This window comes from uncultured Sphingomonas sp., from assembly GCF_964237335.1.
Classification (GTDB): Bacteria; Pseudomonadota; Alphaproteobacteria; order Sphingomonadales; family Sphingomonadaceae; genus Sphingomonas.
In genome coordinates, this window is sequence record NZ_CAXSHM010000026.1 from 23331 (window position 1) to 47616 (window position 24286).

General features: G+C 68.6%; 25 protein-coding genes. 16 read left to right on the plus strand and 9 right to left on the minus strand.

Annotated elements, in window-relative coordinates; translation table 11 throughout:
- Positions 1-5 precede the first annotated feature (5 nt).
- The 4 genes from ACFE65_RS12770 to ACFE65_RS12785 all read left to right on the plus strand — a co-directional run bounded on the left by ACFE65_RS12770 (position 6) and on the right by ACFE65_RS12785 (position 4195).
- The gene (locus tag ACFE65_RS12770) at positions 6-863 is read left to right on the plus strand and encodes a CDP-alcohol phosphatidyltransferase family protein (RefSeq protein WP_375382744.1); all 858 of its coding nucleotides are present in this window, start codon (positions 6-8) and stop codon (positions 861-863) included.
- A gap of 60 nt (positions 864-923) precedes the next feature.
- A complete protein-coding gene (locus tag ACFE65_RS12775; protein ID WP_375382745.1) occupies positions 924-2024 on the plus strand; it encodes an inositol-3-phosphate synthase in 1101 nt (366 codons plus the stop codon).
- 17 nt (positions 2025-2041) lie between these two features.
- The gene (locus tag ACFE65_RS12780; RefSeq protein WP_375382746.1) at positions 2042-3007 is read left to right on the plus strand and encodes a zinc-binding dehydrogenase; all 966 of its coding nucleotides are present in this window, start codon (positions 2042-2044) and stop codon (positions 3005-3007) included.
- 174 nt (positions 3008-3181) lie between these two features.
- Entirely contained in the window at positions 3182-4195 is a 1014-nt protein-coding gene (locus ACFE65_RS12785) for a Gfo/Idh/MocA family protein (protein WP_375382747.1), read from the plus strand.
- Positions 4196-4323: 128 nt separating this feature from the next.
- Here the strand turns inward: ACFE65_RS12785 and ACFE65_RS12790 are convergent, their stop codons facing one another.
- Complete coding sequence (locus ACFE65_RS12790) at positions 4324-5601, minus strand: NupC/NupG family nucleoside CNT transporter (RefSeq protein ID WP_375382748.1); 1278 nt, start codon at positions 5599-5601, stop codon at positions 4324-4326.
- Positions 5602-5841: 240 nt separating this feature from the next.
- Between ACFE65_RS12790 and ACFE65_RS12795 the strand changes: the two genes are divergently transcribed.
- From ACFE65_RS12795 to ACFE65_RS12820, 6 genes are all read left to right on the plus strand, one after another.
- Positions 5842-6543: a queuosine precursor transporter gene (locus tag ACFE65_RS12795; protein WP_375382749.1), complete on the plus strand. Its 702-nt coding sequence runs from the start codon at positions 5842-5844 to the stop codon at positions 6541-6543.
- Positions 6543-7010, plus strand: a complete 468-nt coding sequence (locus tag ACFE65_RS12800; protein ID WP_375382750.1) for a hypothetical protein — start codon at positions 6543-6545, stop codon at positions 7008-7010. Before ACFE65_RS12795 ends, ACFE65_RS12800 begins: the two co-directional genes overlap by 1 nt.
- Positions 7011-7065: 55 nt before the next feature.
- Positions 7066-7962 carry an acetylglutamate kinase gene (gene argB, locus ACFE65_RS12805; RefSeq protein WP_375382751.1) on the plus strand — a complete coding sequence of 299 codons (897 nt, stop codon included), beginning with the start codon at positions 7066-7068 and terminating at the stop codon, positions 7960-7962.
- Positions 7963-8032: 70 nt separating this feature from the next.
- Positions 8033-8344: a YggT family protein gene (locus ACFE65_RS12810; protein ID WP_375382752.1), complete on the plus strand. Its 312-nt coding sequence runs from the start codon at positions 8033-8035 to the stop codon at positions 8342-8344.
- A 4-nt stretch (positions 8345-8348) separates the two neighbouring features.
- Positions 8349-9260, plus strand: a complete 912-nt coding sequence (folD, locus tag ACFE65_RS12815) for a bifunctional methylenetetrahydrofolate dehydrogenase/methenyltetrahydrofolate cyclohydrolase FolD (RefSeq protein ID WP_375382753.1) — start codon at positions 8349-8351, stop codon at positions 9258-9260.
- Positions 9257-9880 (plus strand): MarC family protein, encoded by a 624-nt coding sequence (locus ACFE65_RS12820; protein ID WP_375382754.1) that lies wholly within the window; start codon positions 9257-9259, stop codon positions 9878-9880. The genes folD and ACFE65_RS12820 overlap by 4 nt, the downstream gene beginning before the upstream one ends.
- Here ACFE65_RS12820 and ACFE65_RS12825 read toward each other — a convergent pair.
- Positions 9877-11610, minus strand: a complete 1734-nt coding sequence (locus ACFE65_RS12825; RefSeq protein WP_375382768.1) for an AcrB/AcrD/AcrF family protein — start codon at positions 11608-11610, stop codon at positions 9877-9879. The two genes, ACFE65_RS12820 and ACFE65_RS12825, sit on opposite strands and share 4 nt — an antisense overlap.
- Positions 11611-11835: 225 nt before the next feature.
- Here ACFE65_RS12825 and ACFE65_RS12830 point away from each other — a divergent pair, with 225 nt between their 5' ends.
- Positions 11836-12252: a GtrA family protein gene (locus ACFE65_RS12830; protein WP_375382755.1), complete on the plus strand. Its 417-nt coding sequence runs from the start codon at positions 11836-11838 to the stop codon at positions 12250-12252.
- A 25-nt stretch (positions 12253-12277) separates the two neighbouring features.
- A complete protein-coding gene (locus ACFE65_RS12835) occupies positions 12278-13006 on the plus strand; it encodes a class I SAM-dependent methyltransferase (RefSeq protein WP_375382756.1) in 729 nt (242 codons plus the stop codon).
- 42 nt (positions 13007-13048) lie between these two features.
- On the opposite strand, the gene ACFE65_RS12840 is transcribed toward ACFE65_RS12835, so the two are convergent.
- The 6 genes from ACFE65_RS12840 to ACFE65_RS12865 form a co-directional block, all read right to left on the minus strand.
- A complete protein-coding gene (locus ACFE65_RS12840; protein WP_375382757.1) occupies positions 13049-14101 on the minus strand; it encodes a glycosyltransferase family 2 protein in 1053 nt (350 codons plus the stop codon).
- A gap of 332 nt (positions 14102-14433) precedes the next feature.
- The gene (locus ACFE65_RS12845; RefSeq protein WP_375382758.1) at positions 14434-14754 is read right to left on the minus strand and encodes a hypothetical protein; all 321 of its coding nucleotides are present in this window, start codon (positions 14752-14754) and stop codon (positions 14434-14436) included.
- A gap of 64 nt (positions 14755-14818) precedes the next feature.
- Positions 14819-16930, minus strand: coding sequence for a RelA/SpoT family protein (locus ACFE65_RS12850; RefSeq protein ID WP_375382769.1), 2112 nt, complete (start codon positions 16928-16930; stop codon positions 14819-14821).
- A gap of 215 nt (positions 16931-17145) precedes the next feature.
- A complete protein-coding gene (locus ACFE65_RS12855; RefSeq protein ID WP_375382770.1) occupies positions 17146-17922 on the minus strand; it encodes a sulfite exporter TauE/SafE family protein in 777 nt (258 codons plus the stop codon).
- The gene (locus ACFE65_RS12860) at positions 17922-18053 is read right to left on the minus strand and encodes a hypothetical protein (protein WP_375382759.1); all 132 of its coding nucleotides are present in this window, start codon (positions 18051-18053) and stop codon (positions 17922-17924) included. The genes ACFE65_RS12855 and ACFE65_RS12860 overlap by 1 nt, the downstream gene beginning before the upstream one ends.
- A gap of 89 nt (positions 18054-18142) precedes the next feature.
- Positions 18143-19360 carry an LL-diaminopimelate aminotransferase gene (locus ACFE65_RS12865; RefSeq protein WP_375382760.1) on the minus strand — a complete coding sequence of 406 codons (1218 nt, stop codon included), beginning with the start codon at positions 19358-19360 and terminating at the stop codon, positions 18143-18145.
- Between the two features lie 115 nt (positions 19361-19475).
- Between ACFE65_RS12865 and ACFE65_RS12870 the strand changes: the two genes are divergently transcribed.
- The 4 genes from ACFE65_RS12870 to murA all read left to right on the plus strand — a co-directional run bounded on the left by ACFE65_RS12870 (position 19476) and on the right by murA (position 24043).
- Positions 19476-21218 carry a PHA/PHB synthase family protein gene (locus tag ACFE65_RS12870; RefSeq protein WP_375382761.1) on the plus strand — a complete coding sequence of 581 codons (1743 nt, stop codon included), beginning with the start codon at positions 19476-19478 and terminating at the stop codon, positions 21216-21218.
- A gap of 96 nt (positions 21219-21314) precedes the next feature.
- Positions 21315-22016 carry a phasin family protein gene (locus ACFE65_RS12875; RefSeq protein WP_375382762.1) on the plus strand — a complete coding sequence of 234 codons (702 nt, stop codon included), beginning with the start codon at positions 21315-21317 and terminating at the stop codon, positions 22014-22016.
- 167 nt (positions 22017-22183) lie between these two features.
- Entirely contained in the window at positions 22184-22519 is a 336-nt protein-coding gene (clpS, locus tag ACFE65_RS12880; protein ID WP_375382763.1) for an ATP-dependent Clp protease adapter ClpS, read from the plus strand.
- A gap of 240 nt (positions 22520-22759) precedes the next feature.
- Positions 22760-24043 carry a UDP-N-acetylglucosamine 1-carboxyvinyltransferase gene (gene murA, locus ACFE65_RS12885; protein WP_375382764.1) on the plus strand — a complete coding sequence of 428 codons (1284 nt, stop codon included), beginning with the start codon at positions 22760-22762 and terminating at the stop codon, positions 24041-24043.
- 24 nt (positions 24044-24067) lie between these two features.
- Here the strand turns inward: murA and ACFE65_RS12890 are convergent.
- Positions 24068-24286: hypothetical protein (locus ACFE65_RS12890; protein WP_375382765.1), on the minus strand; the 219-nt coding region annotated here is incomplete at its 5' end.

Below are 24286 nucleotides of genomic sequence, written 5' to 3' on the forward strand. Positions count from 1 at the left end.
AAGGCATGACAATCCCGCCGCCGGACGGATCGCGCGATCGCCGGATCGAGGATCTCAGCAACCTGTACGTCATCCATCCGGTCGCTAGAGCGTTGCTGCCGATGGCGATCCGCCGGGGCCTGTCGGCCAACGCGGTGTCGGTGATGGGCTTCGGCCTCGGGGTGCTGGCGATGGTCGCCTTCGTCGACATGCCGGGCTGGCGTGGCGCCGCGCTGGGCCTGGTGCTTGCCGCCTGCTGGCTGGTCGCCGACGGGCTGGACGGGATGATCGCCCGCGCCACCGGCACTGCGAGCCGTACCGGGCGGATCCTTGACGGCCTGTGCGACCACGGCGTGTTCATCCTCATCTACGTGGGGCTCGCGCTGTCGATCGGGACGGCGGGCGACTGGGCGGTGGCGATCAGCGCCGGCGTCGCGCACGTCGTGCAGGCCAGCCTGTACGAGGGGGAGCGCGCGCGCTTCCATCGCCGCCTGCGGCTCCAGGCGCCGCAGTCCGCCGAGACGCATGTGGTGCTGTACGACCGGATCGCCACCGCCGCGGATCGCGCGGGCGTGCGGCTGGATGCGCAGCTCGCTGGGCCGGCGGGTCCGGCGATCGCCGCCCGCTACGCCGCCTGCGCCGTGCCGCCGATGCGGGCGATGGCGTTGCTGAGCGCGAACGTGCGCGTCGGTCTTTTCGCGCTGGCGGTGCTGGTTCGGGAGCCGACGCTGGCGTGGTGGATCGAGCTGGGGCCGCTGACGTTGGTGGCGGTGGTGACGATGGCGTGGCATCGGACGGCGGAGCGGCGCGTGGCGGGTGGCGTGGCCTCCGGGCCGGCGTCTGCCGTCGCGGCTCAGCACGCGGGGTTGCACCCCGGCACGTAAGGCGCGCAGGGCCAAGTGGCCGCGCGGCAGGAACAACAAGGGACGGGAAGTACGGAACCGATGAATGAGATTCGGATGGCCATCATCGGCGTTGGCAATTGCGCCAGCTCGCTGGTGCAGGGGCTGCATCACTACCGTGAGGGGACGAACGACGTCACCGGCCTGATGCACTGGGATCTGGGCGGCTACACCCCGTCCGACATCAAGGTGGTGGCGGCGTGGGACGTCGATGCGCGCAAGGTCGGCCAGGACGTGTCGCATGCGATCTTCGCCAAGCCCAATTGCACCGCGGTGTTCGAGCCGGAGGTGGATCCGAGCGGCGCGATCGTCCGCATGGGACCGGTGCTCGACGGCGTCGCCGAGCACATGCTCGACTATCCCACCGACGACCGCACCTTCATCCTGTCCGATCAGGCGCAGCCCAGCCGCGCGGATGTGGTGGCGCAGATGCGCGCGGCGAATGTCGACGTGGTGATGAACTATCTGCCCGTCGGCAGCCAGGAGGCGACCGAGTTCTACGCCGAATGCGCGCTCGAAGCGGGCGTCGCGTTCGTCAACAACATCCCGGTCTTCATCGCGAGCGATCCCCTCTGGGCCAAGCGCTTCACTGACGCGGGCGTGCCGATCGTGGGCGACGACATCAAGGCGCAGATGGGTGCGACGATCGTCCACCGCGTGCTGACCGACCTGTTCGCCAAGCGCGGCGTGAAGCTCGACCGGACGTATCAGCTCAATACCGGCGGCAACACCGACTTCCTCAACATGTCGAACCGAACCCGGCTGAAGAGCAAGAAGATCAGCAAGACCGAGGCGGTTCAGGCCGTGGCCGCCGAGCGGCTGGACGACGACAACGTCCATATCGGCCCCAGCGACTATGTGCCGTTCCAGAACGACAACAAGGTCGCCTTCATCCGCATGGAGGGCCAGTTGTTCGGCGGCGTGCCGATGAACCTGGAAATGCGGTTGTCGGTCGAGGACAGCCCCAATTCCGCCGGCGTTGCGATCGACATGGTTCGATGCGCCAAGATCGCGCGCGACCGTGGCATCGGCGGCCCGGTCGAGGGCGCATCGGCATTCTTCTGCAAGCACCCCGCCAAGCAGATGACCGACGATCAGGCGTTCACGATGGTCGAGGCGTTCATCGCCGACAAGGCCGCGTAAGCCACGGGACTGGCCGCATGAACGGGATGATGGACGCGGCGGTGCTCACCGGCGCGCGGGCGATGCGCGTCGAGCAGGTGCCGGTGCCCGAGCCCGGCATCGGCGAGTTGCGCGTCCGGCTGGAGGGCTGCGGCGTGTGCGGGTCCAACGTCGAGCCGTGGGAGGGGCAGCCCTGGTCGAGCTACCCCGGCGAGCCGGGCGGTCTGGGGCATGAGGGCTGGGGCGTGGTCGATGCGGTGGGCGCGGGCGTCGCGGACTTCGCGGTGGGCGACCGGGTCGCGACGCTCGCCGGCCACAGCTTCGCGCAGTTCGACCTCGCGCGCGCCGACATGGCGGTGAAGCTGCCCGCGACGCTCGCCGGCATGGCGGTGCCCGGCGAGCCGCTCGGCTGCGTCATGAACATCTTCCGCCGCGCCGACATCCAGGCGGGGCAGACGGTGGCGATCATCGGCATCGGCTTCCTGGGTGCGCTGCTGACGCGGCTCTGCACCGATGCGGGCGCGCGGGTGATTGCGATCAGCCGCCGCCCGTTCAGCCTCGACCTCGCCCGCCAGTACGGCGCGGCCGAGGCGATCCCGATGGACGACCATCACGCGATCATCGCGCGCGTCAACGGGCTGACCGGTGACGCAGGGTGCGAGCGGGTGATCGAATGCGTCGGCAAGCAGTGGCCGCTCGATCTCGCGGGCGAGCTGGTCGGCTTCGGCGGTCGGCTGGTGGTGGCGGGCTATCACCAGGACGGCCCGCGCCAGGTCAACATGCAGGCGTGGAACTGGAAGGGCATCGACGTCGTCAACGCGCACGAGCGTGACCCGGCCGTGCAGATGCGGGGCTTGCGCGAGGCGGTGGCGGCGGTCGCGAGCGGGCGGATCGATCCCGCGCCGCTGTACACGCACCGCTATCCGCTCGACCGGCTCGGCGAGGCACTGGACGCCGCGCGCGATCGGCCGGATGGGTTCCTGAAGGCACTGGTGACGTTCTGATCCCACCGGCCGACCACCACCGTCATCCCCGCGAACGCGGGGACCCATCTCCCGATCTCGTGATTATCACGGCCGGCCGGTGGCGAGAATGACGGCGCAGGAGATGGGTCCCCGCTTTCGCGGGGATGACGGATATGGTGCCGGCACCACCATGGTTCTCAAACAGGCCCACCCATGACCCTCCCCCGCATCGGCTTCCTCGGCACCGGCTGGATCGGCCGCCACCGCATGGCGGCGATGCTGGCGACCGGCGCGGTCGCGGCCGCGGCGATCGCCGACGCCTCGCCCGAAGCCGCCGCCGAGGCGCAGGCGCTCGCGCCGGATGCGATGCGGGTCGACGGGCTCGACGCGATGCTGGCGATGGACCTCGACGGGATCGTCATCGCCACCCCGTCCGCGCTCCACGCCGACCAGTCGATCGCGGCGCTGGAGGCCGGGCTGGCGGTGTTCTGCCAGAAGCCGCTCGGCCGGAACGCCGCCGAGGCCGCGCGCGTGGTCGCCGCCGCGCGGGCGGCGGACCGGCTGCTGGGCGTCGACTTCTCCTACCGGTTCACCAGCGGCATGGCGGCGATCGCCGACCTCGTCCGCCGCGGCGAGCTCGGCCATGTCTTCGCGATCGATCTGACGTTCCACAATGCCTACGGCCCCGACAAGCCATGGTTCTACGACCGCGCGCTGTCGGGCGGCGGCTGCGTGATGGACCTGGGCGTCCACCTCGTCGACCTCGCGCTGTGGGTGTCCGACTTTCCCGAGCTGGCGGGCGCGGTGGGCGCGGACCTGTTCGCGGGCGGCTCGCCCGTCACCGGCGGCGGCGGCGTCGAGGATTATGCCAGCGCCCGCTTCCGGCTGGGTGGCAAGGACGACGGCGGCACGGCGGTGCGGCTCGCCTGCTCGTGGCGGCTGCCGGCGGGACAGGACGCAGTCATCGAGGCGTCCTTCTATGGCACCGGCGGCGGCGCGAGCTTCCGCAACGTCTGCGGCTCGTTCTACGACTTCGAGGCGACCCGGTTCAGCGGCACGTCGCGCGAGCCGTTGGCGACCGACTCGGGCCAGGGCACCGCGGGCTGGGGCGGCCGCGCGGCGGCGGACTGGGCGCGGCGGCTGGCGGCGGGGGAGCGGTTCGACGCCCAGGCGGCGGGCCTGGTGCGCGTCGCGCAGGTGTTGGACGCGATCTACGCGGCGGAGTGAGGCGCGGGTCACAGCTACTCCCATCCGTTCGTCCCGAGCGAAGTCGAGGGACATGGCGAGCGGGCGGCAGGTGTCTCGACTTCGCTCGACACGAACGGTTCAGAACGGGTCACTATCCCAATGGTGCTCTAAGCCAGCAGCAACCCCGCCAGCGCAGCGCTCATCAGGTTCGCCAGGCTCCCCGCCGCCAGCGCGCGCAGGCCCATCCGGGCGATCATCGGCCGCTGGTTGGGGGCAAGGCTACCCGTCACCGCCATCTGGATCGCGATCGACGAGAAATTGGCGAAGCCGCACAGCGCGAACGTCACGACCGCGACGGTGTGCGGCGACAGATGCCCGGCCTGCTTGCCGAGGTCGATATAGGCGACGAACTCGTTCAGCACGATCTTCTCGCCGAACAGGCCCCCGGCGGCGCCCGCCTCGTCCCATGGCACGTTCAGCAGGTACATGACGGGTTTGAACACCAGCCCGAGCAGGCTCTGGAAGCTCAGCCCCGGCAGCCCGACCAGCCCGCCCACGCCCGCCAGCAGCCCGTTGGCGAGCGCCACCAGCGCCACGAACGCCAGCACCATCGCGCCGACCGCCACCGCCAGCTTCACGCCGGTCTGCGCGCCCTGTGCGGCGGCCATGATGATGTTGGCGGGCTTCTCCTCGTCGTGGCTCGCGTCCGGCATCGGCTCGCCGGGGATGTCGGCGGGAAGAGCGGAGGTCGGGGCGTCGGACGGGGGCTCGATCGCAGGGACGCCGCGAGAATCAGGCATGATGATCTTGGCCATCAGGATGCCGCCCGGCGCGGCCATGAAGCTCGCCGCCAGCAGGAACTCGATCCTGATCCCCATCGAGGCATAGGCGGCGAGGATCGTGCCCGCGACGCCGGCCATGCCGCTGGTCATCACGGTGAAGAGCTGCGGCGGGGTGAGCCCCGCGAGATACGGCCGGATCACGAGCGGCGATTCCGATTGCCCGACGAAGATGTTCGCCGCCGCGCACAACGATTCGACCTTGGACGCGCCGACCACCCACTCGATCGCGCCGCCGACCCAGCGCACCACCAGTTGCATGACGCCGAGGTAATAGAGGATCGACACCAGGCTCGCGAAGAAGATGATGACGGGCAGCGCGGCGATCGCGAAGCTGGTGCCGCCGACCGCGGGGCTGGCGAGGTTGCCGAACAGGAACTCGGTGCCCTTCTGCGAATAGCCGAGCAGCGCCGCGACGCCGCCTGACGCGCCCGCCAGCGCCGCGCGCCCCGGGCCCCAGTACAGCACGATGACGGCGATCGCGACCTGCAGCGCGAAGGCGGCGCCGACGATCCGCGGCCGGATCGCGCGCCGGTCGGCGGAGAGCGCAAAGGCGATCAGCAGGATCACGACGATCCCGGCGATGCCGGTCAGGATGCGAGTCATGGCCGAACCGATACTCCCCCGCCGCTCCCCCGCGACGCCGCCCCGACTATGGCCGGGCGATGCCGCGCCGCACAAGCCCCGCCGGCCTCCTCCCCCTTCGCTCCCCCGTCATCCCGGACTCGATCCGGGATCCCGCTTCTTCTGATCTCGCGCGAAACAGCGGGACCCCGGCTCAAGGCCGGGGTGACGGGAGAGGAGGGCGCGCATTGACCCGCCCCTCAAACCCCGTAGCTTGCCGCCATGCTCGCCCCCACGCCCGTCGCCCACGCACCCGTTCACGCCGGCATCCCGCGATCCCTCTTCGCGCTATCCATCTTCTACGGCGGGATGGTGTGCATCGCGGGCGTTCTGGGCAACAAGCAGATCGCGCTGGGCCCGCTGTCGGCGCTCGGGCCCGTGCTGGGGCTGGGGCCGCTGGCGATCGAGGCGGGCATCTTTGCGTTCCTGCTGCTGGTGGTGGTGTCGAGCGCGATCGCCGAGCTGCACGGCCGCGCGGTGGCGAACAGGCTGGTGGTGTACGGCTTCGTGCCGCTGATCGTGTCGATGGCGCTGTCTATCCTGGTCGTCGCGCTGCCGCCTGCGTCCGACATGGAGCCTGTCCGCCGCGAGGCGTTCGCGATGATGATGAGCTCCAGCCTGCGGCTGTGGGTGGCGGGCTTCATCTCCTACGGCGTCAGCCAGGCGCTCAACGTGACGATCTTCTCGTGGCTGAAAGGGCGCGAGGGCGCTGGGCTGCTGTGGCTGCGCGCGGGTGTTGCGAGCGTCGGCAGCCAGGTGGTCGACACGCTGCTGTTCGTGACGATCGCGTTTGTGGGCGTCTTCCCGATCCGCGAGCTGCTGCTCGGGCAGATGATCGTCAAGGTGCTGCTGTCGGCGGTGCTGGTGCCGCCGGCGATCTATGCGGCGGTGGCGCTGGGGCGGTGGCTGGACGGGCGGGGGTAGTGAGCTACTCTCCAATCAGGGTTATGCCCGCTTATCTTGGGGCGGTCGGCACGGCCAGTGGGTGCTTCACGCTGTATTTTAGCTTGCCGACCTTGTTCTTCGTCTGGAATCGCGTTTCGATGGCGATCCTTTGGTCAGATTTCATCATGATCCCGATTGTCTTCGCTGCCACCGCGATCCTAGCTTCCGTCTTGGCATTTCCCTTTGCTTTTTTGTCGGCGTTGGCTGCCGATAAGCTCAACACGAATGACTGGCGATATTGGGGGGTGGCAGGCACGTTCAGCGGCCTGGCTTGCATCATGATCGTGGCCTTCATCCTCTGGTCGACTTTCCCGTCCGTGGCCGACGACGGAAGCGAAGTGACGTTTCTCACTACCCTGCGGGGACTGGTTCCGCCCGGCGCACTTGCCGGCTGCGTCGGCGGGCTGAGCTTTCGGTGGGTCGGTAGACGCCAAGCGGAAGGATGAAGATGAACGAGTTTGCGGCTTCAGCCCCGCCCGCACCCCCGCTAAGACCCACCCCATGACGAACCACGCCCCCGATCCCGCCCTTCTCGCCAAGGCGGAGACGCTTACCGAGGCGCTGCCCTATCTCCAGCGCTATGCCGGCAAGACGTTCGTCATCAAATACGGCGGCCACGCGATGGGCGATCCCGCGGCGGCGCAGGACTTCGCCGAGGACGTCACGCTGATGAAGGCGGTGGGCATCAACCCGGTCGTAGTCCACGGCGGCGGGCCGCAGATCGGGCGGATGCTGAAGCGGCTGGGCGTCGAATCGACCTTCGTCGGCGGTCTTCGCGTGACGGACAAGGAGACGGCCGAGATCGCCGAGATGGTCCTCGCCGGTAGCATCAACAAGGAGATCGTCGCCTGGATCGGCCAGGCCGGCGGCCGCGCGGTGGGGCTCTCGGGCAAGGACGCCGGGCTGGTGCGCGCGGAGAAGGTGACGGGGCGCGAGGCCGATCCGCTGAAGGGGATCGAGCGGCACGTCGATCTCGGCTTCGTCGGCGAGCCGGTGGCGGTCGATCGCCGGATCGTCGACACGCTGTCGGGCGCGGGCATCATCCCGGTGATCGCGCCGATCGCGACGGGCGCGGACGGCCATACCTACAACATCAACGCCGATACGATGGCCGGCGCGATCGCCGCCGCGCTGGGCGCCGCGCGTTTCTTCCTGCTGACGGACGTGGCGGGCGTGCTGAAGGACGGCGAGCTGCAGACCAACCTGACGCCGACCGCGATCCGCCGCCTGATGGCCGAGGGCGTCATCACCGGCGGGATGATCCCCAAGCTCCAGACGTGCATGGACGCCGTCGGCGCAGGCGTGGACGCGGCGGTGATCCTCGACGGCCGCGTGCCGCACGTGCTCCTGTTGGAGATCTTCACGCGGGCCGGCGTGGGGACGTTGGTGCGGTGCTGAGGATACACGCCCTGTTCCCCGTGGGGCGGATCGGCTAAACCGCCGCCTCCCGTTACGAAGGAACAGTCCCTTGTTCGTCCACACCATCATCGGCGTGCTCGAGATCATCCTCGACGTCGCGTCGTTCCTGATCCTGATCCAGGCGGTCGTCTCGATCCTGCTCGCGTTCAACGTCGTCAACCGGCACAACGGCTTCGTCGCCGGCCTCGCGTCGGGCCTCGATCAGATCACCGCGCCCATGTACCGCCCGTTCCGGCGCTTCCTGCCGACCAGCGGCGGGATCGACTGGTCACCGTTCGCGGCGCTGATCGTGATCCGCATCCTGATGTACGTGCTGAACAACATCGACGTCGCGGTGCTGACCTCCAGCTACCCGAGCTGATGGGGTGACCGCGCGCATCATCGACGGCAAGGCGCATGCGGCCGCGCTGCGCGGACGGGTGGCGACCGCGGTCGCGGCGTTCCGGGCGGTGACCGGTCGTGCGCCCGGGCTGGCCGTCGTGCTGGTGGGCGAGGATGCGGCCTCGTCGGTGTACGTCCGCTCCAAGAACCGCGCGACCGGGGAAGCCGGGATGCGCGGGTTCGAGCACCGGCTGCCCGCCGACACGAGCGAGGCCGATCTGCTGGCGCTGATCGACCGGCTGAACGCCGATCCCGCGGTGGACGGCATCCTCGTCCAGTTGCCGCTGCCGGCGCAGATCGACGCCGACGCCGTCATCACCCGGATCGATCCGGACAAGGATGTCGACGGCTTCCACCCGGTCAACGTCGGCCGGTTGGCGTCGGGGCTGGCAGGCTTCGTGCCCTGCACTCCGCTCGGCTGCCTGATGCTGCTCAAGGGCGTGGCGCTGAGCCTATCGGGCCTTGATGCGGTGGTGGTCGGCCGGTCGGCGATCGTCGGCAAGCCGATGGCGCAATTGTTGCTAGCCGAAAGCTGCACCGTCACGATCGCGCACAGCCGCACGCGGGACCTGCCTGGCCGCGTGCGCCAGGCGGACGTGGTGGTCGCCGCCGTGGGCGTGCCCGGCCTCGTCAAGGGCGACTGGATCAAGCCGGGCGCGACCGTGATCGACGTCGGCATCAACCGCATCGTCCGCGCGGATGGAAGCTCAAGCCTGGTCGGCGACGTCGACTTTGCGTCCGCAGTTCAAGTCGCCGGTGCGATCACGCCGGTGCCGGGCGGGGTGGGACCGATGACGATCGCCTGCCTGATGCGCAACGCCTATGTCTCCGCCTGCCGGCGCGAGGGCGCGGCGATCGATCCGCGGGTGGATGCGCCGGAGGACGGAGGGGCGTGATCGAGCTTTACGTCTCGTCGATCATCACCTTCTTCGTCATCATTGATCCGCTGGGCTGCGCGCCGATCTTCGCCGGGCTGACCACCGATGCGAAGCCCATCGAGCGGCGCGCGATGGCGATCCGCGCGGTAGGCGTCGCCGGCCTGATCCTGCTCGCCTTCGGGTTGTTCGGCGAGGGGCTGCTCAAAGGCCTGGGCATCCAGCTCGACAGCTTCAAGATCGCCGGCGGCATCATGCTGTTCCTGATCGCGCTGGAGATGGTGTTCGAACGGCGCACCCAGCGCCGCGAGGATCGCGCCGCCAAGGTCGCGACCGATCCCGTCCAGGCGGAGGACGTGTCGATCTTTCCGATGGCGATGCCGATGATCGCGGGGCCGGGCTCGATCGCCTCCGTCATGCTGCTGGGCGCGCGCAACCCGGGCCTGGCGGCGCATCTGGTGGTGCTGGGCGCGATGACGACGATCCTGCTGCTGACGCTCGCCGCGCTCGTCGCGGCGGGGCCGCTGATGCGGCTGCTGGGGGTGAAGATCGAATCGGTCATCACCCGGCTGCTCGGCGTGCTGCTCGCCGCGCTGGCGGTGCAGTTCGTGATCGACGGCGTGGCGGGGCAGTTGCGTTAGCTTATCCGCCACACGCGTAGCGGATCGCCGCGCAGCAGCGGCAGTTGCGTCAGCCAAGGGAAGCGCTTGCCGCGCGCGAGCTGGCCATAGAAGCCGCCCGGCGCGCGGGCGCGGTAGACGGTCGATTCGGCCATGTTGGGGCACACCACCAACAGCGTCGCGCCATGCGCGCGCATGATCGCATGCGCCTGGTCGGGGCTTCCGGTGAAGGCATGCTGCACGTCTAGGATCGCGGGGCCGTTGCGGTGATAGGGTCCGGCGATCGCATCGTGGTGCGTGACGGTGATGAGCCGCGGCGACAGGTCGATGAAGGTGAACACCGTCTGCGCCGGGTAGCGGTCCAGCGCCGCCAGCCCCGGCCGCGTCAGGCACATGCCCGTCGCATGGTTGACCCGGCGCACATAGGCCTTGGGCTGATCGACCGGCAGGAAGCGCATCACGGTGCCCGCGAACAGCCCGGCGCCCGCGACCATCACCACCGCCACCGTGCCCAGCACCCGCACCAGCGGGCTGCGATGCCGCCGGCACCAAGGCACCAGCCACCAGGCGAGCGCGGTCACGCCCGGCACCGCCAGCAGCTGCGCCGCCGGCCCGACGCGGATCTGCCACAACAGCATGAGCGCGGCGAAGGTGGAGAACAGCAGCACCGGCAGCCACCCGTTCCACAATCGCTCGCCCCGAGCCCGCAGCGTCGCCACGATCGCGCCGATGAAGCCGACGATCGGCATCGCGGCAATCGGGACGTCGTCGCGGAACGGGTGCTTGTAGATCGGCTTGGCTTCCCTGACGTTCTGCAGCCAGTTGCGCGCGAGCTCGGGCGATACCTGTTCGGGCCGGCCGAGGCATTGCGGGAAGAAATGCGCGAACCCCGCCGCGATTGCCGCGCCCGCCGCCACCGCGAGCCCGAGGCGCAACGCCCGGCTGGCGGGACTGACGCGGCCCAGCACGAAGAGCAGCACACCCGCAGCGATCATCACCGAGAGCCACACCGGCGTCAGCGCATCGCAGCGAAGGACGCTCGAGTCCCAGCCCTGGAAGCCCGTATAGCCGATCGCGCTGCCGGCCGAGAGGGTGAGCGCGTACGTCTCAAGCCGCACCGCCTCCGCCCGGTCCCACACCCAGCGCAGCGCGAGGATGCCGCCCGCCATCGCGGCGAAGGGCAGCATCTCCAGCCCGATCGTCAGGCTGACCGCGCTCGCGATCCCCACCAGCGCGCCGCCGCGGCGGCGCTTGGGGTCGCACAGGCCCGCGACCGTCAGGCTCAGCATCGCGAGCTGCCAGCCATGATGGTCGATCCGTTCGGGCATGAACATGAACAGCATGACCGAGCAGCACATCAGGAACACGAGCGCGAGCGGCCAGGCGAGTGGCGCGATCAGCCGGCGCACGGTCGCGGCCATGCCCAGCATCGTCACCGACAGCGGCAGCAGCGGCGCGATGCCGCAGGCCCAGCGCTCCGCCCAGTCGGGCCCGACGAACGGGCGCAGCACCAGGATCAGCGCCGCGATCGGCAGGTCCACCAGCCGCGACCAGTGGATGTTGGCGCCCACCGGCGGATCGAGGCGGTGGTTGCGCAGATCGAACCACGCCTGCCCGTTCAGCAGCGCGCGCACCTGCATCAGCCGCATGTTGTCGTCGGTATCGCCGAGCGCCAGCCAATAGACCGAACCGTAGCGGCTCCACAGCATCGATGCCGCCACCAGCAGCCAGGCGAGCAGCGTCAGCCGCATCCAGTGACGGTCCGCCTCCTCGGCCAGGTCGCGATACGTCTTGCCGCCCGAGAACGCTTCCTTCACTCGCCCACCCGCATTACACGCCCTTGCCACATAGATCGTCGCTCGGCCCGAACGGTCGCGGCGTCGGGCCGCTGTATCGCGCGGCGAGTGAAGGGCAAGTGACGGGTGGGAATCGCACAGCGCGTGGAGACATGGCGGGAGGCTTGGCGAAACGGCGGCATGCTGGCCCAGCTCGTCCGGTTCGGCGTCACCGGCGTCGGCGTCACATTGTTCTACTCGATCGTCTATTGGCCGATCGCGACCTATGGCTACCGGCTCGTTCCCATCGAAGGGAGCCATGGCCATGGCGGCGCGATCTGGCCGCTGCTGGCGGGCGTGATCGCCTTCGTCGCGGCGACCGGCGTCGGCAAGGTCGCGCACAGCCGGATCAGCTTCAAGGATCATGGCACGCGCTCGCCCGGCACCGCGCACCGGTTCCTCGTCGTCCAGCTGCTCGGCTTCGGGCTCAACCAGTTGTTCATCTGGCTGCTGACGGGGCCGCTGATCCACGGGCCGACGTGGTGGCCGCTGGTACCGGCCGTGTTCGTGACGCCGCTGGTGACGTTCGGCCTGCAACGCAACTGGGTGTTCGCCTGATGGCGCCGCCGAAGGACCCCCGCTGATGGACCGCATCGTCTACGACCGGATGGCGGCGCATGATTCAACGCATTGGTGGTATCGCGCCCGGCGCGACATCCTGGCCGATTACCTGACCCGCTACGCCGGCCTGCCCGCGAACGCGCGCATCCTGGAGATCGGCTGCGGCACCGGGCATAATCTGCCGATGCTGGCGCGGTTCGGCGCGGTGGACGCGATCGAGATCGACGCGCACGCTCGCGCGATCGCGACCGAGCGGCTCGGCCGGCCGGTCGGCGACGCGCCGCTGCCCGAGCTGCCCGGCATCGCGCGAGGGGCTTACGACCTCATCGCGGTGCTCGACGTGGTGGAGCATATCGCGGACGACGTCGCCGCGCTGGCGGCGATGCGCGACTGCCTGGCGCCCGGCGGCAGGATCCTGATCGCGGTGCCCGCCCACGCCTGGATGTGGAGCGCGCACGACGTGGTGAACCACCACCATCGCCGTTACTCGAAGGCGACCCTCAATGCAGCGATCCGCGCGGCCGGGCTGGCGCCGAAGAAGCTTGGCTATTTCAACTCGCTGCTGTTCCCGCTCGCCGCCGCCGCGCGGATCGCAGGCAAGCTGACGGGGCGCGAGGACAGCGACGACTCACCGCCGCCCGGCCCGGTCAACCGGCTGTTCGAGCGCATCTTCCGGCTGGAGCGGCACCTGGTCGGCCGCGTGCCGATGACGCCGGGTGTCTCGATCGTCACGCTGGCGGAGCCGGCCTGACTGAACCACCGTTCATGCTGAGCTTGTCGAAGCACTGTCCTTCTACTCGGAGGAAGAAGGCAGCCCTTCGACAAGCTCAGGGTAGACGGGGATAGGAGCGTAGAAGCTTGGAGCCTCCGCCTTGAACCCCAGCGTCGCGCGGCCCTGTATCGGGCCGGCGACGTCCGCCACCAGATACAGCGGCCGCCGTTTTGATTCGACGTACAGCCGGCCGAGATACTCGCCGATCATGCCCAGGACGAACATCTGGATCGCGCTCAGCACCACCACGACCAGCATCGTCGACGTCCACCCCTGGACCGGGTTGCCGGCGAAGAACCCCCAGCCGATGTAGAACAGCAGCAGGATCGACGCGAAGGCCAGGATCACTGACGCGTGGCTCGCGAACCGCAGCGGCGCGGTGGAGAAGCCGGTGACGGCGTCGAACGCCAGCCGCATCATCTTGCCAAGCGGGTAATTGGTCTCGCCCGCGTGGCGCTCGGCACGGTCATAGGCGAACGGGACCTGGCGGAACCCGATCCAGGCGACCATGCCGCGGATGAAGCGCGCCTGTTCGGGCAGCGACAGGAACGCGTCGAGCGCCCGCCGGCTCATCAGCCGGAAATCGCCGGTGTCGAGCGGGATCGGCGTGTCGGTGACGCGGTCGAGCACGCGATAGAAGCCCGCGGCGGTCAGCTTCTTGAACAACGTCTCGCCCTCGCGGCGGCGACGGACGGCATAGACGACGTCCGCCTGTTGCGCGGCCATCGTCGCGCGCATGTCGGCCAGCAGCTCGGGCGGGTCCTGCAGGTCGGCGTCGATGATGAGGATCTGGTCGCCCGCGCACAGGTCCAGCCCCGCGGTCAGTGCGAGCTGGTGGCCGTGGTTGCGCGACAGGTTGATCGCGACCAGCCGCGGATCGGCGGCGGCAAGCCGCTGCATCGCGGGCCAGCTCGCGTCCTTCGACCCGTCGTTGATGAACACCAGCTCGTAATCGTCTCCGACCGCGTCCCGCGCCGCCGCCGACACGCGCGCGTGCAGCAGATCGAGACAATCCGCCTCGTTGTAGCAGGGCACGACGATCGAGAGGGCGGGGGGGCGGACGGGACGGCTCATGCGGCAACGACCGTAGCGGCGCGCGGGCGCGGCGTCACTATCGACGCCGAACCGTCGTGTCCGCGCGAAAGTAGGTAACAGTAGGTAACACCAAACGCACCTTTCTCAGTCGGCACGACCGATCTTCCGGGCAGGTGCTTCGACAGGCTCAGCACGAACGGACTGGATGGGGGTCCGACCGTTGGAAACGGCGTCGAGCTATCGTCGCACGGCTCCGCAGACGGGAAGGCATGGTAACGATGCGAAATAGCGGCGACCCGGCTGTCACGACTACTCCAACATTGCAATGGATCGCGAACGCGCGCTCGTCTTGGTTTACTGGAGAGCAGAGGCTATCGGATCGTCTCGGCGGCGCTAATCCAATCCGCTAACATACGGAGGTAGGGCGCGCCTCGTGGCTTCACGCCCTCAATCAGCATCAGTGCGATGTAGTCGGTGCTCTCTACCTCCGCTTCTTCATTAGTAATCGACATGATAGAACCGGACAAGCGATGTATAAACTCGCTTGATAAATACAGTTTATCCGTGTCGGTAGGATCATCCAAATGAGCGCCACGAACGTGGATTGTCTCCATGTGAATCGTCTGCGCGAGAACCATTATCTTCGCTCTCGACGAAAGCGCGGCGAAAGCAGCGGCAGTCTCATCGTGCATGATAATTGATCGCGCTCCTACGTCGAACAGTCAACGTCCGCTTCTTGGCAAAAGCCGCCGTCACCTAAACCCGCGTCACCGCGTTCACCGTGTCCGTCGCGCGCAGGCCGGCGATCAGGCGCATCAGGTGGGGGACGTCGCGCACCTCCACGTCGATCGTGTTGGTGTGGAACGCGCTGTCGCGGGCGTCGAGGCGCAGGTTGATGATGTTGGCCTTGTGGCCGCCGATCACCGTCGCGAGCACGCCCAAGGCGCCCGGCTCGTTCTTCACCTCGACCGAGACGCGCGCCACGCCGCCTTCGGCCTTGTCGCCCCAGGCGAGATCGACCCAGTCCGCGTCGTCGGCGCGCTCCGCGTCGCTCAGGCCTTCGCAGTCGATCGTGTGGACCTCGATCCCCGCGTCCGGCCGGCGCAGGCCGACGATCCGATCGCCCGGCACCGGGTGGCAGCAGTCGGCGAGGTCGAAGGCGACGCCCGGCGTCAGCCCGGTGATCGAGATCGCGCCCGCCTGTGGCGGCATCGCCCGCGCGACGTCCGCGCCGCCCGATCCCGGCATCAGCGCCTCCATCACCGCCGCGTCGGGCAGCGTGCGTCGCGCGATCGCCTGCATCAGCGTTGGCTCGTCCGCGAGCTTCAGCCGCACCAGCGCCTGATCGAGCGCGCCCGCGCCCAGCGTCGCGGGCAGCCGCGCGACGATGTCGTCGTACAGCTTGCGGCCGAGCTTCACCTGCTCGTCGCGCTCGGCGGCGCGCAGGTGGCGGCGGATCGCTGCCAGCGCCTTACCGGTGGTCGCGAAGGTCAGCCACGCCTGTTGCGGCGCCTGCGCCTTCGATTTGAGGATCTGGACCTGGTCGCCGTTCTCCAGCACCGTCTTCAACGGCACGACGCGGCCGTTCACCTTGGCGCCCACCGTCTGGTCGCCAAGATCGGTGTGGACGGCATAGGCGAAGTCGATCGCGGTCGCGCCCTTGGGCAACTGGATCAGCTCGCCCTTGGGGGTGAAGGCGAAGATGCGATCCTGGTACATCGCCATCCGCGTGTGCTCGAGCAGCTCCTCCGGCGAGGCGGCGGTGTCGAGGATCTCGACCAGGTCCGCGATCCAGCTGTGCTGCGTCTCCGGGCGCACGCTCAGGCCGCCCGGCTTCTGCTTGTAGGCCCAGTGGGCGGCGAGGCCGAACTCGGCCTCCGCGTGCATCTCGGGCGTGCGTATCTGGATTTCGACGCGGGTGTTCTCGGCGTGGATGACGCTGGTGTGGAGCGAGCGATAGCCGTTGCGCTTGGGCGTCGAGATGTAATCCTTGAACCGGCCGGGCGCCATCGGCCAGCGCCGGTGGATGACGCCCAGCGCGCGGTAGCAATCCTCCTCCGTCGGCACGATCGCGCGGAACGCCATGATATCGGATAGCTGCTCGAAGCTGATGTGCCGCTCCTGCATCTTCTTCCAGATGCTGAACGGGTGCTTCTCGCGCCCCGATATCTCCGTCTCGATGCCGGAGCGCGACAACAGCAGTTTCAGCCCCGACCCGATCTTGGCGATTCGATCCCCGCCGCCCTCCTTGAGTTGCGCGAGGCGGCGGGTGATCGAGGTGTATGCTTCGGGCTCGATCTGTTCGAAGGCGAGCGTCTGCATCTCCTTCATGAACTCGTACATGCCGATCCGCTCGGCGAGCGGCGCATAGATCTCCATCGTTTCGGCGGCGATGCGGCGGCGCTTCTCGGGCTTGGGGATGAAGTGCAGCGTGCGCATGTTGTGGAGCCGGTCGGCGAGCTTGACCAGCAGCACGCGGATGTCGTCCGACATCGCGAGCAGGAACTTGCGCAGGTTCTCCGCCGCGCGCTCGCTCTCGGTCTGCGCCTCGATCTTGCTAAGCTTGGTGACGCCGTCGACCAGCCTTGCGACGCTCGCGCCGAACCGGCTCTCGATCTCCTCGCGCGTCGCGACCGTGTCCTCGATCGTGTCGTGCAGGATCGCGGTCGCGATCGTCTCGTCGTCGAGGTGCAGGTCGGTCAGGATGCCGGCCACCTCGATCGGGTGGCTGAAATACGGGTCCCCGTTCGCGCGCTTCTGCCCGCCGTGCGCGTGGAGCGAGAAGACATAGGCGCGGTTGAGCAGCGCCTCGTCGGCATCGGGATCATAGTCGAGGACGCGATCGACGAGTTCATATTGGCGCAGCACGGCACCAAGATGGGGCCGGGTCATGCGGCTTGGCAACACACTTGTCCGACTTATCGTGATCGATCGCCGTTAGAGCGGTTTTCGCGCCGTTTGATCCACCGCACAACCGTTCGTGTCGAGCGAAGTCGAGACACGTGGCCAAGTGTTCGGATCATGTCCCTCGACTTCGCTCGGGACGAACGGAGAAGGGGTAATCCAGTCCGATCGCAACCGATCTAGAACAGCAGCTTGGCGCCCGTAACCACCAGGGTGGCCGCCAGTGTCGGCACCAGCACGCGGTCCGAGATGCGGCTCGCGATCAGGCTGCCCGCGACGATGCCGGGGATCGAGCCGATCAGCAGCGAGACAAGCAGCGATCCGTCCACCGATCCCATCGCCCAATGGCCGATCCCGGCGATCAGCGTCAGCGGCACGGCATGCGCGATGTCCGACCCGACCAGTCGCGCGAGCGGCGCGCGCGGGTAGAGCACCAGCAGCGCGGTCATGCCGAGCGCGCCCGCGCCGACGGAGGTCAACGTGACGAGCGTCCCGAGCATGATGCCGAGCAGGACCGTTAGCGCGGGGACGCGCCGTTCGCTGACCCGTTCGAACGCGATCGTCAGCCGTGCGACCAACGCCGCGCGGAAGAAGGTGGCGATCCCGGTCAGCACCAGCGCGACGCCCAGCGTGACGACGATCCAGTGATCGGTGTCCTCCGCATGGCGGTGCGCGATCGAGAGCGCGGCGAGGGTCAGGACGCTCGCGGGCAGGCTGCCCGACGCGAGCCGCCGAACGATCCGCCAGTCGACGGTGCCGCGAAGCCCGTGGACGCCGGTGCCGGCGACCTTGGTGGCAGACGCGTAGAGCAGGTCCGTGCCGACGGCGGTCGCCGGGTGGAAGCCGAAGACGAGCACCAGCAGCGGCGTCATCAACGATCCCCCGCCGACGCCGGTCAGCCCGACGAGCAGCCCGACGAGGACGCCGGCTATCGAGTAGCGGGGGTCGACGTGGATCACGGGCGGCGGCGCAGAAAGCTGAAAATCCTGCCCACAGCCCAGGCAACAAAGAATGGACCAATGAGGATCGCGGTCCACCAGAAGGCGACATGCGCACCTGCATTACTGATCGGGCCGAAAAGCAGCATCGGGACGGCCCATAAGAAGAACGCCAATCCTGCAGTGCAGCCCAATCCGGCGGCAATCCGGGAGTCGTGATCCCGATATGCCAAATGCCTCAGCCCGCGCGCGCGGGCGTGTTGACGCCCATCGATTGCAGGTAGCGCCGCACGTTGCGCGCCGCCTGGCGCAGCCGTTGCTCGTTCTCCACCATCGCGATCCGCACGAAGCCTTCCCCATTTTCGCCGTATCCCACCCCTGGCGCGACCGCGACCTGAGCGTGAACGAGCAATTGTTTAGAGAACTCAAGGCTGCCTAAGTGCCGCAATGCGGGCGGCAGCGGCGCCCAGGCGAACATCGACGCGCGCGGGGAGGGTATCTCCCAGCCCGCACGCGCGAAGCTGTCGACCAGCACGTCGCGGCGCTTGTGGTACAGGCGGCGGTTCTGCTCGACGATGTCCTGCGGGCCGTTCAACGCCGCCACCGCCGCCGCCTGGATCGGCGTGAACGCGCCATAGTCGAGGTACGACTTCACCCGCGCCATCGCGGCGATCAGCGTCCTGTTGCCGACGCCGAACCCCATCCGCCACCCGGCCATCGAATAGGTCTTGCTGAGCGACGTGAACTCCACCGCCACGTCCTTGGCGCCCGGCACCTGGAGGATCGAGGGCGTCGGGCAGCCGTCGTAATAGAGCTCGGAATAAGCGAGGTCGGAGATCACCCACAGCCCATGCTCCTTCGCAAACGCCACCACGCGCTCGTAGAAGGCGAGGTCCACCACTTCGGCGGTGGGGTTGGAGGGATAGCCCATCACGAGCACGCTGGGCTTGGGCACGGTGAACGCCATCGCGCGCTCCAGGCTTTCGAAATACGCCTCGTCCGGCGTCGTCGGCACCGCGCGGATCGTCGCGCCGGCGATGATGAAGCCGAAGGTGTGGATCGGGTAGCTGGGGTTGGGCGCCAGGATCACGTCGCCCGGCGCGGTGATCGCGGTGGCGAGGCTGGCGAGCCCCTCCTTCGATCCCATCGTCACCACCACCTCGGTCTCGGGATCGAGGTCGACGCCGAACCGGCGGCCGTAATAGTTCGCCTGCGCGCGGCGGAGGCCGGGGATGCCCTTCGATTGCGAGTATCCGTGCGCGTCGGGCTTGCGCGCGACCTCGATCAGCTTGTCGATCACGTGCGGCGGGGGCGGCAGGTCCGGATTGCCCATGCCGAGATCGATGATGTCCTCGCCGCGTGATCGCGCTTGCGCGCGAAGCGCGTTCACCTCCGCGATGACATAGGGCGGCAGCCGTTTGATGCGGTAGAAATCGTCGTTGGGCGCGGTCGGCATGGCTCAGGACCTTTCGCTGGTCAGCCTATCCGCTTGACCAGCCGAACGATAGCGCATCCGCGCTTCCGTCGACGGGGGGACAAGGAGTATGACCGCGATCGAGAGGAGAGCCGCGATGGCAGATCAACCCGATGCGCCCGGTTCGACCGCTGGGGCGCCTGAGCCCGTGATGACCGCGCTGCCGTGGTTCCGGTCGTTGGCGGAGGCGCAGCGCGCGATGCTGACGGCGGCCACGACCGCGATGACGCAGGCGATGGCCGCGGCGCCGGCGTCGGGCCCGGCCGCGGAGGGCGCGCGGAGCCCCGCCGCACCCCCAGTCCCTGACCTGTGGGCGCTGACCGAGCGGCTGTGGCAGCCGATCCTCGCCCCCGCGCCCGGCGCCGAGCCGGCGGGCGACAAGCGGTTCCGCGCTCCCGCCTGGCGCGCGCCCGCCTTCGACCTGATCCGCCAGGGCTATGAGCTGCTGTCCGCGCAACTGATCGAGGGCGTCGACCGGATCGAGGGGCTGGACGAGCGCGGGCGCGAGCAGCTCCGCTTCGCGACGCGCGGCTTCATCGACGCAATGAGCCCCGCCAACTTCCCGCTGACCAACCCCGAGGTGATCGAGCGGACGCTGGCGACGCGTGGGGCAAACCTCGTCACCGGCATGGGCAACATGCTCGCCGATGCCGCCAAGGGCCAGCTGACGCATGTGGCGCCCGACGCGTTCGAGATCGGCCGCAACCTCGCCACCACGCCGGGCAAGGTGATCCACCGGACCGAGCTCTACGAGCTGATCCAGTACTCGCCGACGACCGATACGGTGCTGGCGATGCCGCTGGTGATCTTCCCGCCGTGGATCAACCGCTTCTACATCCTCGACCTCACGCCCGAGAAGAGCTTCATCCGCTGGGCGGTGGGCGAGGGCCTGACCGTGTTCATGGTGTCGTGGCGCTCGGCCGACGCGTCGATGAAGGATGTCGCCTGGGACGATTACGTCGCCGCGCAGATCGAGGCCGTCGACACCGTCCGCGCGCTGCTGGACGTGCCGGCGGCGCACACCATCGGCTATTGCGTCGCGGGCACGACGCTCGCGGCGACGCTGGCGCTGCTCGCCGCGCGGGACCGGGCGGACACGGTCGCCAGCGCGACCTTCTTCACCGCGCAGGTCGACTTTGCGGGCGCGGGCGACCTCAAGCATTTCGTCGACGACGAGCAGATCGCGCGGCTGAAGGCGCTGACGCCTGACGGGTTCCTCGACGGGCGGTACATGGCCGCGACGTTCAACCTGTTGCGCGGGCGCGACCTCATCTGGAACACGGTCGCCAACAACTATCTGCTGGGCCAGGACTATGCGGCGTTCGACCTGCTGCACTGGAACGGCGACACGACCAACCTGCCGGCCGCCTGGCATCGCGGCTATCTGACCGACCTGTATCGCGACAACCTGCTGGTCCAACCCGGCGCGCTGAGCGTCGACGGCACGCCGATCGACCTGACGCGCGTCGCGACGCCGTCGTACGTCCAGGCGGGACGCGAGGATCATATCGCACCGGCGGAGAGCGTATGGCAGATCACGCGCCATTTCACCGGGCCGATCCGCTTCGTGCTCGCGGGCTCGGGCCATATCGCCGGCGTCGTCAATCCGCCGGCGGCGGGCAAATACCAATATTGGACCAACGACGATCCGGTGCCGACCTCATTGACCGAGTTCGTCGCCGGCGCGCGCGAGACGAAGGGAAGCTGGTGGCCCGACTGGCTCGCCTGGCTCCGCTCGCACGGGGAAGAGACGGTCGCGGCCACAGGCTCGCGCATCCCCGGCGAGGGCGCGCTGCCCGGGCTCGAAGACGCGCCGGGGCGCTACGTCCGCCAACGCTGATCGGTGCGCTACGGACAATGGTGCAGTGCACAAAAACCCTTGTTTCAACGTCCAGGGTGGTTTATTGTGCAGTGCAGCAGACGAGAGGATGAGGCGATGGACCTGCCGACCAAGATCGTTGAGGCTGTCTCGACGTCCAAGAGCGATGCACGGCCGTTGCGCGCGACCCGGTCCGCGCAGCGTCGCCGTGTCGCCAAGGCGGCGGATGCCGGCGCCATGCCGGCCGCCGAGCAGCCGGCCGTGCCGCACAGCGAACTGCTCGGTTCCGCGCCGACGCCTCCCGTTTCCTTCGACCCGCCCGCCACGGTCATGGCGGAACCCCCGATAGAGGATGAGACCATGGATACGATCGATACCACCGCGAACGATGCCGCCGAGCAGATGACCGGTCGCGGTCAGGCCGTTTTCGCCGACATGAACGGCCGTGCGAAGGATGCGATGGAGAAGACCACGCGCATGGCCGAGGAGCTGGGCTCGTTCGGCAAGGGCAACCTCGAGGCGATCGTCGAATCGTCCAAGATCGCCGCCAAGGGGATCGAGACGCTGGGCCAGGGCGCCGCCGAGTTCAGCCGCAAGCAGTTCGAGAGCGCGACCGCGGCGATGAAGACGCTGGCCGCCACGCGCTCGCCGACCGAGTTCATGAAGCTGCAGAGCGACTATGCCCGCTCGATGTTCGACACGATGGTCGCCGAGACATCGAAGTCGACCGAGCTGCTGATGAAGCTCGCCAACGACGTCGCGCAGCCGCTGTCGAACCGCGCCGCGATCGCGGCCGACAAGATGAAGGTCGCGGCCTGACCTGTCCGGCGCCGCTTTGGCGGGGCCGATCGATCGATGGGGAGCGGCAATCCACGGGTTGCCGCTCCTTTTTTGCATCGCCGGAGCGTCGAGCGCTTGCTCCCGCTACCTCCGCTGCCATATTCCGGTGAGCGATGTCCTGCGATCCGATCACCGAGCCGTTATCCATGGCCGAACGCCGACGTCCGGGCGGCAGCGACGACGAGGGCGGCGGAACGGGTCTCGCCACCCGCACGCGCAGCCGTACCAAGCAGCCGACGCCGTATCGCGTCCTGATGCTAAACGACGACTACACGCCGATGGAGTTCGTCGTCCTGTGCCTCCAGCGGTTCTTCCGGATGAGCATGGAGGAGGCGACCCGTGTCATGCTGCACGTTCACCAGAAGGGCGTCGGCATCTGCGGCACGTTTTCGTACGAGGTCGCGGAAACGAAGGTGACGCAGGTGATGGACTTCGCGCGCGAGCACCAGCATCCGCTGCAGTGCACGATGGAGAAGGCTTAGCGCAGCGCGGGAGGCGGCCACGTCCGCCTACCTCGCGCAAGCTCGGCCAGCGCAGTGCAGCTGCGTCTGACGTCACGGCTTTGCCGTGACCCCTTCTACCCCTTCGTCACCCCGGGCTTGACGCGCCCCAAGGCCGGTCACGCGAGGTAATCGCGTGACGTCGGATCGTTCGGCGTGGCCGACCGCCGGCCGATCTTGCGCGTCTTGTGCGCAAAAGCATTTGCGCACATGCGCGCTTCGATGGACCGTATCCTCATCCGCGGCGGCCGGCGCCTGTCGGGCAAGCTCCCCATCTCCGGCGCCAAGAACGCCGCCCTCACGCTGTTGCCGTGCGCGCTCCTGACCGATGAGCCGCTGACGCTGCGCAACCTGCCGCGGCTGGCCGACGTCGACAGTTTTGGGCATCTGCTCAACCAGTTCGGCGTCTCGACGCTGATCGAGGGGTCGCGGCCGGAGGATTTCGGCCGGGTGATGACGATGCGCGCCGGGCGACTTACCGGCACCACCGCGCCCTATGACATCGTCCGCAAGATGCGCGCCTCGATCCTGGTGCTCGGGCCGCTGGTGGGCCGCGCGGGCGAGGCGACCGTCAGCCTGCCGGGCGGCTGCGCGATCGGGAACCGGCCGATCGACCTGCATCTGAAGGCATTGGAGGCGATCGGCGCGACGATCGAGTTCACCGCCGGCTATGTGAAGGCGTCGGCACCCGGCGGACGGCTGAAAGGTGGCCGCTACACCTTCCCGATCGTGTCGGTGGGCGCGACGGAGAACGTCGTGATGGCCGCCGTCACCGCGCGCGGGCCCTCGCGGATCGAGAACGCCGCGCGCGAGCCCGAGATCGTCGATCTGTGCCGCTGCCTCGTCGCGATGGGCGCGCGCATGGAGGGCATCGGCACCGAGACGCTGGAGATCGAGGGCGTCGACCGGCTCCACGGCGCGACCTATGCGGTGATGCCCGACCGGATCGAGGCGGGCAGCTATGCCTGCGCCGCGGCGATCACCGGCGGCGACCTGACGCTGACCGGCGTCGCTCCCGACGACATGCGCGCGACGCTCGACGCGCTCGGGCAAGCGGGCGTGACGATCGAGGAGCGCGGCAACTCGGTGCGCGTCACCGCCACCGGACCGCTCGCGCCGCTCACGCTGTCGACCGCGCCTTATCCGGGCTTCGCGACCGACATGCAGGCGCAGTTCATGGCGATGCTGGCGCTGGCGGACGGGGCGAGCGTGCTGACCGAGACGATCTTTGAGAACCGCTACATGCACGTGCCGGAGCTCGCGCGCATGGGCGCGGATATCCAGGTCCGCGGCCGCACCGCGGTGGTGCGCGGCGCCGCGCGGCTGACCGGCGCGCCGGTGATGGCGACGGACCTGCGCGCCTCGATGAGCCTGGTGCTGGCGGGGCTGGCGGCGGAGGGCGAGACGCAGGTGAGCCGCGTGTACCACCTCGACCGGGGGTACGAGCGGCTGGAGGAGAAACTGAGTGCGGTGGGCGCGGATATCGAGCGGGTGGGGGATGGGTAATGGAGCGACGGCGAATCACGGACGTCAGAATGCTTGTTTATCCAGAGGCTCCAGCTTTAGCCGAGCACGCTCCTGCGCAACGACTTCATTTATCTTGATCGTGAACATGTCGGGATCGACTACGAGCGGCAACAGGGGTGCGGCGCGCCAGATTACTCGTTCATCAGACAATCCACATAAGAAGCAGCCGGGACTGTCAGGATTTCCGTGTGTGGGCGGGCGGTTGAACATTACGCCGCCATG

Excerpts from the sequence above, each read along its gene's own strand:
- ACFE65_RS12775 (WP_375382745.1), top strand. The coding sequence starts at position 924 with ATGAATGAGATTCGGATGGCCATCATCGGCGTTGGCAATTGCGCCAGC.
- ACFE65_RS12780 (WP_375382746.1), top strand. The coding sequence starts at position 2,042 with ATGAACGGGATGATGGACGCGGCGGTGCTCACCGGCGCGCGGGCGATG.
- ACFE65_RS12785 (WP_375382747.1), top strand. The coding sequence starts at position 3,182 with ATGACCCTCCCCCGCATCGGCTTCCTCGGCACCGGCTGGATCGGCCGC.
- ACFE65_RS12795 (WP_375382749.1), top strand. The coding sequence starts at position 5,842 with ATGCTCGCCCCCACGCCCGTCGCCCACGCACCCGTTCACGCCGGCATC.
- clpS (WP_375382763.1), top strand. The coding sequence starts at position 22,184 with ATGGCCGAACGCCGACGTCCGGGCGGCAGCGACGACGAGGGCGGCGGA.
- ACFE65_RS12845 (WP_375382758.1), bottom strand. The coding sequence starts at position 14,754 with ATGCACGATGAGACTGCCGCTGCTTTCGCCGCGCTTTCGTCGAGAGCG.
- ACFE65_RS12875 (WP_375382762.1), top strand. The coding sequence starts at position 21,315 with ATGGACCTGCCGACCAAGATCGTTGAGGCTGTCTCGACGTCCAAGAGC.
- ACFE65_RS12790 (WP_375382748.1), bottom strand. The coding sequence starts at position 5,601 with ATGACTCGCATCCTGACCGGCATCGCCGGGATCGTCGTGATCCTGCTG.
- ACFE65_RS12840 (WP_375382757.1), bottom strand. The coding sequence starts at position 14,101 with ATGAGCCGTCCCGTCCGCCCCCCCGCCCTCTCGATCGTCGTGCCCTGC.
- ACFE65_RS12825 (WP_375382768.1), bottom strand. The coding sequence starts at position 11,610 with ATGCGGCTGACGCTGCTCGCCTGGCTGCTGGTGGCGGCATCGATGCTG.
- ACFE65_RS12770 (WP_375382744.1), top strand. The coding sequence starts at position 6 with ATGACAATCCCGCCGCCGGACGGATCGCGCGATCGCCGGATCGAGGAT.
- ACFE65_RS12835 (WP_375382756.1), top strand. The coding sequence starts at position 12,278 with ATGGACCGCATCGTCTACGACCGGATGGCGGCGCATGATTCAACGCAT.
- ACFE65_RS12860 (WP_375382759.1), bottom strand. The coding sequence starts at position 18,053 with ATGCTGCTTTTCGGCCCGATCAGTAATGCAGGTGCGCATGTCGCCTTC.
- murA (WP_375382764.1), top strand. The coding sequence starts at position 22,760 with ATGGACCGTATCCTCATCCGCGGCGGCCGGCGCCTGTCGGGCAAGCTC.
- ACFE65_RS12865 (WP_375382760.1), bottom strand. The coding sequence starts at position 19,360 with ATGCCGACCGCGCCCAACGACGATTTCTACCGCATCAAACGGCTGCCG.
- ACFE65_RS12870 (WP_375382761.1), top strand. The coding sequence starts at position 19,476 with ATGGCAGATCAACCCGATGCGCCCGGTTCGACCGCTGGGGCGCCTGAG.
- ACFE65_RS12830 (WP_375382755.1), top strand. The coding sequence starts at position 11,836 with ATGCTGGCCCAGCTCGTCCGGTTCGGCGTCACCGGCGTCGGCGTCACA.
- argB (WP_375382751.1), top strand. The coding sequence starts at position 7,066 with ATGACGAACCACGCCCCCGATCCCGCCCTTCTCGCCAAGGCGGAGACG.